Genomic DNA, 12,163 nt, shown 5'->3' on the forward strand with positions numbered 1-12,163 from the left:
AGAACCCGATGTCAGGATTTCAACAACATACCGGTTTAGTCGTGGCGCTGGATGCCGCTAATGTTGATACCGATGCGATTATTCCAAAGCAGTTTCTGCAAAAAGTAAATCGTAGCGGATTTGGCAAACACCTTTTTCACGATTGGCGCTTTTTGGATGATGCTGGTGAGCAACTAAACCCCGATTTTGTGATGAATCAGCCTCGTTATCAAGGCGCGAGCATTTTACTGGCGCGCGAAAACTTTGGTTGTGGCTCATCTCGTGAACACGCCCCTTGGGCATTAGCCGACTATGGTATCAAGGTAATTATCGCGCCAAGCTTCGCTGATATTTTTTATGGCAATACGATTAACAATCAAATGGTCCCAGTTCGCTTAACCGAACAACAAGTAGAAGAGCTGTTTAACTATGTTGAACATAATCAAGGGGCGACCATCACCGTTGATTTAGAAGCGCTCAGTGTGTCGGCTAATGGCAATATCTATTCTTTTGAAATAGATGATTTTCGCCGTCATTGCCTACTAAATGGTTTAGATAACATCGGGTTAACGCTCCAGCATCAGGCAAAGATCACTGAGTATGAAACAAATATCCCCAGTTTTCTAAAATAGATCGCTTTGATTAAAATCGAGCATACTCACTAGGCTGCCAATAGGTGGCCTTTTTATCGCATTATTAATAAAGACATGCATAAATCTCAAATAGCAAAAAGCCGCTGTATAACTACAGCGGCCTTGAAAGCAAACCTGGCGATGTCCTACTCTCACATGGGGAAACCCCACACTACCATCGGCGCTACTTCGTTTCACTTCTGAGTTCGGGATGGAATCAGGTGGGTCCAAAGTGCTATGGTCGCCAAGCAAATTTTATAATGTTAGCTTAATGCTACTCATTGAAATAGATGGTGCTGATACCCAGAATCGAACTGGGGACCTCATCCTTACCAAGGATGCGCTCTACCGACTGAGCCATATCAGCACACAAACTTTTAAAGCACGTTATTTATAGCGCACTTTGTAATTAAAAGCCTGGCGATGTTCTACTCTCACATGGGGAAACCCCACACTACCATCGACGCTGTTTCGTTTCACTTCTGAGTTCGGAATGGAGTCAGGTGGGTCCAAAACGCTATGGTCGCCAAGCAAAATTCTGTTTTTGATTTCACTTCTTCTTAAAAAGTGAAAACCAACAATTCTGGAAAGCTGTCTTCATTCTCACACACATTCTTATGCGCTTAACTTTGAGTCCATCAAAACCCCTTGGGTGTTGTATGGTTAAGCCTCACGGGCAATTAGTACAGGTTAGCTCAACGCCTCACAACGCTTACACACCCTGCCTATCAACGTTCTAGTCTCGAACAACCCTTTAGGACGGTTAAACCGTCAGGGAAGACTCATCTCAGGGCTCGCTTCCCGCTTAGATGCTTTCAGCGGTTATCAATTCCGAACTTAGCTACCGGGCAATGCGTCTGGCGACACAACCCGAACACCAGAGGTTCGTCCACTCCGGTCCTCTCGTACTAGGAGCAGCCCCCTTCAATCTTCCAACGCCCACGGCAGATAGGGACCGAACTGTCTCACGACGTTCTAAACCCAGCTCGCGTACCACTTTAAATGGCGAACAGCCATACCCTTGGGACCGACTTCAGCCCCAGGATGTGATGAGCCGACATCGAGGTGCCAAACACCGCCGTCGATATGAACTCTTGGGCGGTATCAGCCTGTTATCCCCGGAGTACCTTTTATCCGTTGAGCGATGGCCCTTCCATTCAGAACCACCGGATCACTATGACCTGCTTTCGCACCTGCTCGAACCGTCATTCTCGCAGTTAAGCGGGCTTATGCCATTGCACTAACCTCACGATGTCCAACCGTGATTAGCCCACCTTCGTGCTCCTCCGTTACTCTTTGGGAGGAGACCGCCCCAGTCAAACTACCCACCAGGCACTGTCCTCAACCCCGATTAGGGGCCTAAGTTAGAACATCAAACATACAAGGGTGGTATTTCAAGGACGGCTCCACGACAACTAGCGTCATCGATTCATAGCCTCCCACCTATCCTACACATGTAGGTTCAATGTTCAGTGCCAAGCTGTAGTAAAGGTTCACGGGGTCTTTCCGTCTAGCCGCGGGTACACTGCATCTTCACAGCGATTTCAATTTCACTGAGTCTCGGGTGGAGACAGCGTGGCCATCATTACGCCATTCGTGCAGGTCGGAACTTACCCGACAAGGAATTTCGCTACCTTAGGACCGTTATAGTTACGGCCGCCGTTTACCGGGGCTTCGATCAAGAGCTTCGCTTGCGCTAACCCCATCAATTAACCTTCCGGCACCGGGCAGGCGTCACACCGTATACGTCATCTTGCGATTTTGCACAGTGCTGTGTTTTTAATAAACAGTTGCAGCCACCTGGTATCTGCGACTCTCGTCAGCTCCATCCGCGAGGGACTTCACCATCAAGAGCGTACCTTCTCCCGAAGTTACGGTACCATTTTGCCTAGTTCCTTCACCCGAGTTCTCTCAAGCGCCTTGGTATTCTCTACCCGACCACCTGTGTCGGTTTGGGGTACGATTTCTGACTATCTGAAGCTTAGAGGCTTTTCCTGGAAGCAGGGCATCAATGACTTCACTGCCGTAGCAGCTCGACGTCGTGTCTCAGCCTAACAGAGAGCCGGATTTGCCTAACTCTCTAGCCTACGCACTTGAACCAGGACAACCGTCGCCTGGCCCACCTAGCCTTCTCCGTCCCCCCATCGCAATAGTCAAAAGTACGGGAATATTAACCCGTTTCCCATCGATTACGCCTTTCGGCCTCACCTTAGGGGTCGACTCACCCTGCCCCGATTAACGTTGGACAGGAACCCTTGGTCTTCCGGCGAGGAGGTTTTTCACCCCCTTTGTCGTTACTCATGTCAGCATTCGCACTTCTGATACCTCCAGCAAACCTTACAGTTCACCTTCAACGGCTTACAGAACGCTCCCCTACCCAATATCTAAAAGATATTGCCGCAGCTTCGGTGTATTGCTTAGCCCCGTTACATCTTCCGCGCAGGCCGACTCGACTAGTGAGCTATTACGCTTTCTTTAAATGATGGCTGCTTCTAAGCCAACATCCTAGCTGTCTGAGCCTTCCCACATCGTTTCCCACTTAGCAATACTTTGGGACCTTAGCTGGCGGTCTGGGTTGTTTCCCTCTCCACGACGGACGTTAGCACCCGCCGTGTGTCTCCCGGATAGTACTTACTGGTATTCGGAGTTTGCAAAGGGTTGGTAAGTCGGGATGACCCCCTAGCCTTAACAGTGCTCTACCCCCAGTAGTATTCGTCCGAGGCGCTACCTAAATAGCTTTCGGGGAGAACCAGCTATCTCCGAGTTTGATTGGCCTTTCACCCCTAGCCACAAGTCATCCGCTAATTTTTCAACATTAGTCGGTTCGGTCCTCCAGTTGATGTTACTCAACCTTCAACCTGCCCATGGCTAGATCACCCGGTTTCGGGTCTATATCCAGAGACTGAACGCCCAGTTAAGACTCGGTTTCCCTACGGCTCCCCTATTCGGTTAACCTTGCCACTGAATATAAGTCGCTGACCCATTATACAAAAGGTACGCAGTCACACCACGAAGGTGCTCCTACTGCTTGTACGTACACGGTTTCAGGTTCTATTTCACTCCCCTCACAGGGGTTCTTTTCGCCTTTCCCTCACGGTACTGGTTCACTATCGGTCAGTCAGGAGTATTTAGCCTTGGAGGATGGTCCCCCCATATTCAGACAGGATATCACGTGTCCCGCCCTACTCGATTTCACGCTCGATGAAGCGTCGGTTACGGGGCTATCACCCTGTTTCGCCAAGCTTTCCAGCTTGTTCACCTACTTCAACGAGTGCTTAAGGGCTAATCCAGGTTCGCTCGCCGCTACTACCGGAATCTCGGTTGATTTCTTCTCCTCGGGGTACTTAGATGTTTCAGTTCCCCCGGTTTGCCTCACTAGACTATGTATTCATCTAGTGATAACTGCTTATGCAGCTGGGTTTCCCCATTCGGAAATCGCAGACTCAAACGGCTCTTACTGCCTCATCTGCGCTTATCGCAAGTTAGTACGTCCTTCATCGCCTCTGACTGCCCAGGCATCCACCGTGTACGCTTAGTCACTTAACCATACAACCCGAAGGAGTTTCGGGTCGTTGTTTAAACAACCTAAGTTGTCTCGCGTTTAATTTTCATGAGTGCGAGACAGATTTTGCCGGACTCAAATTTGAACAAGACCTAAGTCTTATTCGATACCAAGCACACTTGAATGTGTTGTTGGTGTTTATCTTTCGATAAACATTGAGAACTTTACAAACAACAATAATTTGTTGTTTTGTCAGCTTTCCAAATTGTTAAAGAGCAAGATTCATGAAGAACCATTTTTAAAAGCACTCATCGAATGCGCTTAAAGATGGTGGAGTTATGCGGGATCGAACCGCAGACCTCCTGCGTGCAAGGCAGGCGCTCTCCCAGCTGAGCTATAACCCCATCGTTAGTGGTGGGTCTGAGTGGACTCGAACCACCGACCTTACGCTTATCAGGCGTACGCTCTAACCACCTGAGCTACAGACCCACTTCATGCTCAAATCTAAACCATATCAATCTGTGTGGACACTCATCACGATAATCTTCGTGTAAGGAGGTGATCCAGCGCCAGGTTCCCCTAGCGCTACCTTGTTACGACTTCACCCCAGTCATGAACCACAAAGTGGCAAGCGTCCTCCCGAAGGTTAAACTACCTGCTTCTTTTGCAGCCCACTCCCATGGTGTGACGGGCGGTGTGTACAAGGCCCGGGAACGTATTCACCGCAACATTCTGATTTGCGATTACTAGCGATTCCGACTTCATGGAGTCGAGTTGCAGACTCCAATCCGGACTACGACGCACTTTCTGAGATTCGCTCCACCTCGCGGTATCGCTGCCCTCTGTATACGCCATTGTAGCACGTGTGTAGCCCTACTCGTAAGGGCCATGATGACTTGACGTCGTCCCCACCTTCCTCCGGTTTATCACCGGCAGTCTCCCTGGAGTTCCCACCATTACGTGCTGGCAAACAAGGATAAGGGTTGCGCTCGTTGCGGGACTTAACCCAACATTTCACAACACGAGCTGACGACAGCCATGCAGCACCTGTCTCTCAGTTCCCGAAGGCACAAGACTGTCTCCAGTCTCTTCTGAGGATGTCAAGAGTAGGTAAGGTTCTTCGCGTTGCATCGAATTAAACCACATGCTCCACCGCTTGTGCGGGCCCCCGTCAATTCATTTGAGTTTTAATCTTGCGACCGTACTCCCCAGGCGGTCTACTTAACGCGTTAGCTCCGAAAGCCACGGCTCAAGGCCACAACCTCCAAGTAGACATCGTTTACGGCGTGGACTACCAGGGTATCTAATCCTGTTTGCTCCCCACGCTTTCGCATCTGAGTGTCAGTATCTGTCCAGGGGGCCGCCTTCGCCACCGGTATTCCTTCAGATCTCTACGCATTTCACCGCTACACCTGAAATTCTACCCCCCTCTACAGTACTCTAGCTTGTCAGTTTCAAATGCAACTCCTAGGTTGAGCCCAGGGCTTTCACATCTGACTTAACAAACCACCTGCATGCGCTTTACGCCCAGTAATTCCGATTAACGCTCGCACCCTCCGTATTACCGCGGCTGCTGGCACGGAGTTAGCCGGTGCTTCTTCTGTCGCTAACGTCAAATCATAGTGCTATTCACACTACAACCTTCCTCACGACTGAAAGTACTTTACAACCCGAAGGCCTTCTTCATACACGCGGCATGGCTGCATCAGGCTTGCGCCCATTGTGCAATATTCCCCACTGCTGCCTCCCGTAGGAGTCTGGACCGTGTCTCAGTTCCAGTGTGGCTGATCATCCTCTCAGACCAGCTAGGGATCGTCGCCTTGGTGAGCCATTACCTCACCAACTAGCTAATCCCACCTGGGCATATCCTGACGCGAGAGGCCCGAAGGTCCCCCTCTTTGGCCCGTAGGCATCATGCGGTATTAGCCATCGTTTCCAATGGTTATCCCCCACATCAGGGCAATTTCCCAGGCATTACTCACCCGTCCGCCGCTCGCCACCCAAGGAACAAGTTCCTCTGTGCTGCCGCTCGACTTGCATGTGTTAGGCCTGCCGCCAGCGTTCAATCTGAGCCATGATCAAACTCTTCAATTAAAAGTTTTTTGAAGCTTTCGCTTCGGCTCAATGAATACTGACTTTAAATTACCTTAGTAATTCAAAGCTATTATCGTTCCAACAGAACGATAATGAATTGACTGTGCCAAGACTTTCGTCTCGTTTGGTCACTCAGTTCATTGATTAATCTTTTTGAGATTATCATCAACGAGTGCCCACACAGATTGATTGGTTTATATTGTTAAAGAGCGTTTTGCTTCGGCTTTCTTACCGAAGAGGCTGTGCATTCTAGCGAGATAATGGTCAGTGTCAAACACTTTTTTCATCTTTTTGCATCGAAGCGTTTTGCCTAGCTGACTGCTTCTGAAGCCTTGCGGCGTCTGCCGTGTCAGTGAGGGCGCATTATAGGGATGATTTTGTTTCTGGCAAGACCCTAAATGCACTTTTTTCTAAAAAACCATTCATTCGCCTACAAAACCAGCAAAACTGTTATTTATTGAACTTTTCCTTTAGTTTTGTCGCTTTTCTGCTGCGCAAATCTTAATAAAACGACCGCTTCGTTATTCCGAACGATCAACCACGTCAGAAAGAAGAAGCAAGGTATTGCTCAAGCGGATCACGTGAATTACTGGCTAAGGGAACAAGCTGTTTGCATAAAGACCATCGCTGGAGAGTTTGGCTATCAGAGGGAAAGATTTTACGTCGATGAAAAAGCAAAAAGCCGACTCAATTGAGTCGGCTTCTTTAAATTATGGTACCGATGGACGGACTTGAACCGTCACTCCCGAAGGAAACGGATTTTGAATCCGTCGTGTCTACCAATTTCACCACATCGGCATCTGGGCTGTTGCCCTTTGATGGAACGCATTATACGTAAGAAGCGCGGTCACGCAATAGTAAAATATTGAAAACCGTGTTGTTTGCTGATTATTTCACCATCGAACCATAAGCGGTGTGCTAGTGCTCTTTATTTAGCCTTCACCTCTGGCTATTCTGTTACCTTTAATGGCCAGCACTGAGCAACATGAATTACACCACCCTCCCTAGCGCAGGTTTATTACGCCGTCTAGCAGCCTGGAGCTACGATACTCTGATCGTGATAGCGATGTTAATCATTGCCGGCGGGATCGTGGTCGCAGTACTTGAAGCTTTAGTTGCCGCGCAGCTGGTGAATTACGCCCCCTATCAAGATGCCAGTGATCTGCTCAGCACACATCCGCTATGGAGTGTGGTTTATCGTGCTTATCTGGCTCTCACTTGGATCGGTTTTTTTGTCTATTTCTGGACGCGCGCGGGGCAAACTTTAGGTATGCGTGCTTGGAAGCTGTATTTGTGTAGCGAACAAGGGCAAACCATTTCAGTCACTCAAGCTTTGATTCGTTTAGCCACGTCGGGCTTTGGGCTGGCCAACTTAACTGTGGTGTGTGATCCCAAACAGCGAGGGTTTCATGATATCTGGGCCAAAACGCGCGTCGTGGTATTACCTTAAAAACCACGCAACTTATCGATTTGTCCGCCGCATAATAAAAGAGCGCAAGGAAAACCTCGCGCTCTTTTATTACTCTTTATTACCCTGGTCGCTCATCACCGCTTGCTTGGGGTTAGAGTTTTCGACCTAATAAGCCTAAAGCAATCGCGAGGAAAACCAAGCCTGGAGCAAGTGCGCCTAATAAAGGTGGCAGCCCATACACCAAACTTAGCGGCCCAAAAAACTCACTGGAGATATAGAAGGTGAATCCTGCGATCACGCCAGATAAAATTCGCGCGCCCATTGTCACACTACGTAATGGGCCAAAAATAAACGAGAGTGCCATCAGCATCATCACCGCAATCGAGATCGGCTGCGTGACTTTGCGCCAAAAAGCCAGTTGATAGCGGGAAGCATCTTGCTCTGAAGCTTGCAAATACTGCACATAATCATTCAAGCCACTTAGTGATAACTCTTCTGGCTTGACGGTCACAACCGCGAGCTTATCGGGTGCTAATGACGTGCGCCAACGGTATTCAGGTAAGGATTGTTTACTGATCTCAATCTCATCGTTCAAACGGGTCAACTGAACATCTTTCATCAGCCACTCATTGCTGCCGACATACTCCGCCAACTCAGCAAAAATGACCTCACTGAGTTTTTTATTCTGATCGAAACGCCATAAATTGAGCCCATAAAGCTGCTCGTTATCCACTTTGGCAATGAAAATAAAATCGTTGGCATCTCGCGCCCAAACGCCGGTGCGCACCGACATGATCGCGCCACCCGAAGTAGCAAAAGCCCGCATATCACGCGCCAGTTTTTGTGCTTGCGGAGCCCCCCACTCGCCGAGCAAGGTGATAATGATCATCAGTGGAATGGCCGTCTTAAGCACCGACAACCCAATATCGAGCTTAGAAAACCCCGCCGCCTGCATCACCACCAATTCGGAACTGGAAGCTAATGCCCCTAAGCCAATCAAAGCCCCTAATAGAGCCGCCATCGGGAAAAACATTTCAATGTCGCGTGGCATACTGAGTACCACAAACCATAACGCCTGCAGTAAATCGTAGCTGCCATCACCGACTTTACGCAGTTGTTCAACATATTTGATGATGCCAGATAGACCAACAAAGGTCACCAGCACTAAAGCTGTCGTGGCAACAATCGTACGACCGATATACCAATCTAGGATTTTAAACACGATTTAAGCCCTCGCTCTCTGTTTCCATCGGTCTCTAAAGCGGCGCATCGGTATGCTATCCGTGGTATTGACAATCAAAGCCGCGATTAACAATGCCGCATTGATCGGCCACAAACCGATGATCACGGGCAATGAGCCATCTTCGATGGCAGACTTGGTCGCACTAAGCGCTAAGAAATAGGTCAGATAGATCAAGATCGCAGGCCCCATTTTGGCAAAGCGTCCTTGGCGAGGGTTAACCGCCGATAGCGGCACCACCAACATGGTCAGTAATGGAATACACACCACCAACGAGATCCGCCACTGCAATTCTGCTTGAGCTTGACGATTAGAATCGTGCAACAAACTGAAAGTCGACAAAGCTTCCCAATCACGATCCGACGACTTCACTTCACGCTGACCAATCAAGCCATCATAAGCATCAAAATTGGTGATCATATAATCAACCCGGGTAGGAATACCTTCATAGCGCGTCCCATTGTATAGCGTGATGATTTGGCGACCGTCGCTCAACTCTTTCACATCACCAGAATTGGAAAACATCACACTTGGCAGCACCGATTCACGGGGCATCAGTTGGGCGACAAACACGTTATGCAGCTTTTTATTTTCGATATTATCGATAAACACCACCGATGAACCATCGGGAGAGCGTTGGAAATGGCCTTTTTGCAACAGTTCAACGCTGTTTTCGGCGGCAAACTGCTCCATTAATTGTGCTTCTTTATCTTGGCTCCAAGGGGCAAGCCACAACGCATTGAAAGCCGCCACTGAAGCGGTGATCAAAGCAAGGTATAACGCTGCGCGAATTAAAAATTTATTGCCAATCCCAGTGGCATTCATCACGGTAATTTCACTTTCCGCATATAAACGGCCAAAAGTGAGCAAAATTCCGATGTATAGACTTAATGGCAGCATTAATAGGCCCATTGCCGGCATATTGAGTCCGACAATCGATAAAATCATGCTGGTAGGAATATCACCGTCAGAGGCCTCGGCTAACACGCGGATAAATTTCTGGCTGAGAAACACTAAAAACAGCACGAAAAAGATCGCAAACTGGCTTTTTATTGTTTCTCGGATCAAATATCTAACAATAATCACGCTGAAATTACCTATGCAAAACTTGTTTTTTTGATTGAATCACTATAATTTCCGGATGAACCTTTTATTTTTTGAAAATTTCGCTAACGGCTAGGTTGTGCATACAAAAGGTCGATCTTTGATAGGATCCAGCAAGTAAGAGATGCATTATCTACCATTTAGTTCTATTTGTCTTCAGGATGTAGGAGTACGCATGGAGTTCAGTGTTAAGAGTGGCAGCCCTGAGAAACAGCGCAGCGCATGTATCGTTGTCGGGGTGTTTGAGCCGCGTCGCCTTTCTCCAGTCGCAGAACAGCTCGATAAAATCAGCGATGGCTATATCAGCTCACTGCTGCGTCGTGGTGATCTCGAGGGTAAACCAGGGCAGATGCTACTGCTGCATCAAGTCCCAAATGTGTTATCTGAACGAGTTCTGCTGGTCGGTTGCGGTAAAGAACGCGAGCTGGGTGAGCGGCAGTACAAAGAGATCATTCAGAAAACTATCAATACGTTAAACGAAACTGGCTCAATGGAAGCGGTGTGCTTTTTGACTGAGCTGCACGTCAAAGGTCGTGATACCTATTGGAAAGTGCGTCAAGCGGTAGAAGCGACCAAAGATAGCCTGTACACCTTTGATCAATTCAAAAGTGTTAAGCCAGAAACTCGCCGTCCACTGCGCAAATTAGTCTTCAACGTGCCGACTCGCCGTGAATTAAATCTCGGTGAACGCGCGATTGCCCACGGCCTTGCGATCTCATCTGGGGTTAAAGCGTGCAAAGACCTTGGCAATATGCCGCCCAATATCGCCAATCCAGCTTACCTTGCTTCACAAGCTCGTCGTCTAGCCGACGATTATGAGAGCATCACCACCAAAATCATTGGTGAAGAAGAGATGGAAAAACTGGGCATGGCCGCTTACCTTGCAGTCGGTCGTGGCTCACGCAATGAATCGATGATGTCGGTCATCGAATACAAAGGCAATCCAAACCCAGAAGCCAAACCGATTGTACTGGTCGGTAAAGGGCTCACCTTCGACTCAGGCGGTATCTCACTCAAGCCGGGTGAAGGTATGGATGAGATGAAGTACGACATGTGCGGCGCGGCATCGGTTTTTGGTGCCATGAAAGCGCTTGCCAAGCTAAGTCTACCGCTGAACGTCGTTGGCATCTTGGCCGGTTGTGAAAATATGCCCGGCAGTAACGCTTACCGCCCAGGGGATATTCTGACCACCATGTCAGGCCAAACCGTTGAAGTATTAAATACTGATGCTGAAGGTCGTTTGGTGCTGTGTGACGTGCTGACATATGTTGAACGGTTTGAACCGGATTGCGTGGTCGATGTCGCGACACTGACTGGCGCGTGTGTGATCGCTTTAGGTCATCACATCAGTGGCGTGATGGCCAATCACAATCCATTAGCCCATGAGCTGGTGAATGCCTCTGAGCAATCCAGTGATCGTGCTTGGCGCTTACCACTGGCCGATGAATATCACGAACAGCTCAAGAGCCCATTTGCCGATATGGCCAACATTGGTGGTCGCCCGGGCGGCGCAATTACCGCGGGCTGCTTCTTGGCTAAATTTACCAAGAAATACAACTGGGCACACTTAGATATTGCTGGAACAGCGTGGCGCTCAGGCGCAGCCAAAGGCTCTACTGGTCGTCCGGTGTCACTCTTGGTCCAATTCCTGCTCAATCGCAGTGGCGGCCTAGACGCAGAAGAGTAATCATACTAGGGCCTACGGGCCCTTTTTAGTGAAAAGTAACCAAGATGCCAACCGCGACCTTTTATCTCATCTCCCCCAGCTCCGCGCAGGCAACTGTAACGGGTTTGATTGAATACGTGCTGTATTTGGCGCGTCACTTTACCGCACAAGGGGCACGAATTTACCTGCAATGCCAAGATAAACAACATGCGGAACAGCTTGCTGAGCACTTTTGGCAGCTCGAAGCTGAGCAATTTTTGGCGCACAATTTAGTGGGTGAAGGTCCTAAATCGGGCAGCGCGATTGAAATTGGTTATGTCGGCGTCACCCCTTCTTGGAATCGTCAATTGGCAATAAATTTGGCGGATAATCAGACAACCTTTGCGCGTACCTTTGCCGAAGTGGTAGACTTCGTGCCCTGCGCAGAAAATGCCAAGCAGCTAGCTCGCGAGCGGTATAAACTCTATCGACAAGCGGGTTATCAGCTGCAAACCGTTGAGATCCAGTATCCATAACCGTCCATCCTTATAGTTAA

Annotated in this window: 6 protein-coding genes, 4 tRNA genes and 4 rRNA genes; 4 read left to right on the forward strand and 10 right to left on the reverse strand. The window is 48.8% G+C overall.

The window, feature by feature from the left end:
- Positions 1–8 precede the first annotated feature (8 nt).
- Positions 9–611, forward strand: coding sequence for a 3-isopropylmalate dehydratase small subunit (gene leuD, locus OOK74_RS09655; protein WP_274722893.1), 603 nt, complete (start codon positions 9–11; stop codon positions 609–611).
- A gap of 133 nt (positions 612–744) precedes the next feature.
- Here leuD and rrf (OOK74_RS09660) read toward each other — a convergent pair.
- The 8 genes from rrf (OOK74_RS09660) to OOK74_RS09695 all read right to left on the reverse strand — a co-directional run bounded on the left by rrf (OOK74_RS09660) (position 745) and on the right by OOK74_RS09695 (position 7,005).
- Positions 745–860, reverse strand: a 5S ribosomal RNA gene (gene rrf / locus OOK74_RS09660).
- A 42-nt stretch (positions 861–902) separates the two neighbouring features.
- Positions 903–978, reverse strand: a tRNA-Thr gene (locus OOK74_RS09665).
- Positions 979–1,026: 48 nt separating this feature from the next.
- Positions 1,027–1,142 (reverse strand): 5S ribosomal RNA (gene rrf, locus OOK74_RS09670).
- A gap of 128 nt (positions 1,143–1,270) precedes the next feature.
- Positions 1,271–4,157, reverse strand: a 23S ribosomal RNA gene (locus tag OOK74_RS09675).
- A gap of 284 nt (positions 4,158–4,441) precedes the next feature.
- Positions 4,442–4,517: transfer RNA gene (locus tag OOK74_RS09680), tRNA-Ala, on the reverse strand.
- A gap of 8 nt (positions 4,518–4,525) precedes the next feature.
- A tRNA-Ile gene (locus tag OOK74_RS09685) sits at positions 4,526–4,602 on the reverse strand.
- A gap of 62 nt (positions 4,603–4,664) precedes the next feature.
- A 16S ribosomal RNA gene (locus OOK74_RS09690) occupies positions 4,665–6,207 on the reverse strand.
- The 16S, 23S and 5S rRNA genes sit together here with 3 tRNA genes alongside, the layout of an rRNA operon.
- A gap of 713 nt (positions 6,208–6,920) precedes the next feature.
- A tRNA-Leu gene (locus OOK74_RS09695) sits at positions 6,921–7,005 on the reverse strand.
- 187 nt (positions 7,006–7,192) lie between these two features.
- Here OOK74_RS09695 and OOK74_RS09700 point away from each other — a divergent pair.
- Positions 7,193–7,657 (forward strand): RDD family protein, encoded by a 465-nt coding sequence (locus OOK74_RS09700; RefSeq protein WP_274722748.1) that lies wholly within the window; start codon positions 7,193–7,195, stop codon positions 7,655–7,657.
- Positions 7,658–7,769: 112 nt separating this feature from the next.
- Here OOK74_RS09700 and lptG read toward each other — a convergent pair whose 3' ends face one another.
- Together lptG and lptF are read right to left on the reverse strand one after the other, a co-directional pair.
- A complete protein-coding gene (gene lptG, locus OOK74_RS09705) occupies positions 7,770–8,840 on the reverse strand; it encodes an LPS export ABC transporter permease LptG (protein WP_274722747.1) in 1,071 nt (356 codons plus the stop codon).
- A 3-nt stretch (positions 8,841–8,843) separates the two neighbouring features.
- Positions 8,844–9,944 carry an LPS export ABC transporter permease LptF gene (lptF, locus tag OOK74_RS09710; protein WP_274722746.1) on the reverse strand — a complete coding sequence of 367 codons (1,101 nt, stop codon included), beginning with the start codon at positions 9,942–9,944 and terminating at the stop codon, positions 8,844–8,846.
- Between the two features lie 193 nt (positions 9,945–10,137).
- Between lptF and pepA the strand changes: the two genes are divergently transcribed.
- Together pepA and OOK74_RS09720 are read left to right on the forward strand one after the other, a co-directional pair.
- Complete coding sequence (gene pepA / locus OOK74_RS09715; protein ID WP_278182694.1) at positions 10,138–11,649, forward strand: leucyl aminopeptidase; 1,512 nt, start codon at positions 10,138–10,140, stop codon at positions 11,647–11,649.
- A 44-nt stretch (positions 11,650–11,693) separates the two neighbouring features.
- Positions 11,694–12,143 carry a DNA polymerase III subunit chi gene (locus OOK74_RS09720; RefSeq protein WP_274722744.1) on the forward strand — a complete coding sequence of 150 codons (450 nt, stop codon included), beginning with the start codon at positions 11,694–11,696 and terminating at the stop codon, positions 12,141–12,143.
- Positions 12,144–12,163: the final 20 nt, after the last annotated feature.

The organism is Vibrio misgurnus, assembly GCF_029635775.1.
Lineage (GTDB): Bacteria > Pseudomonadota > Gammaproteobacteria > Enterobacterales > Vibrionaceae > Vibrio > Vibrio chanodichtyis.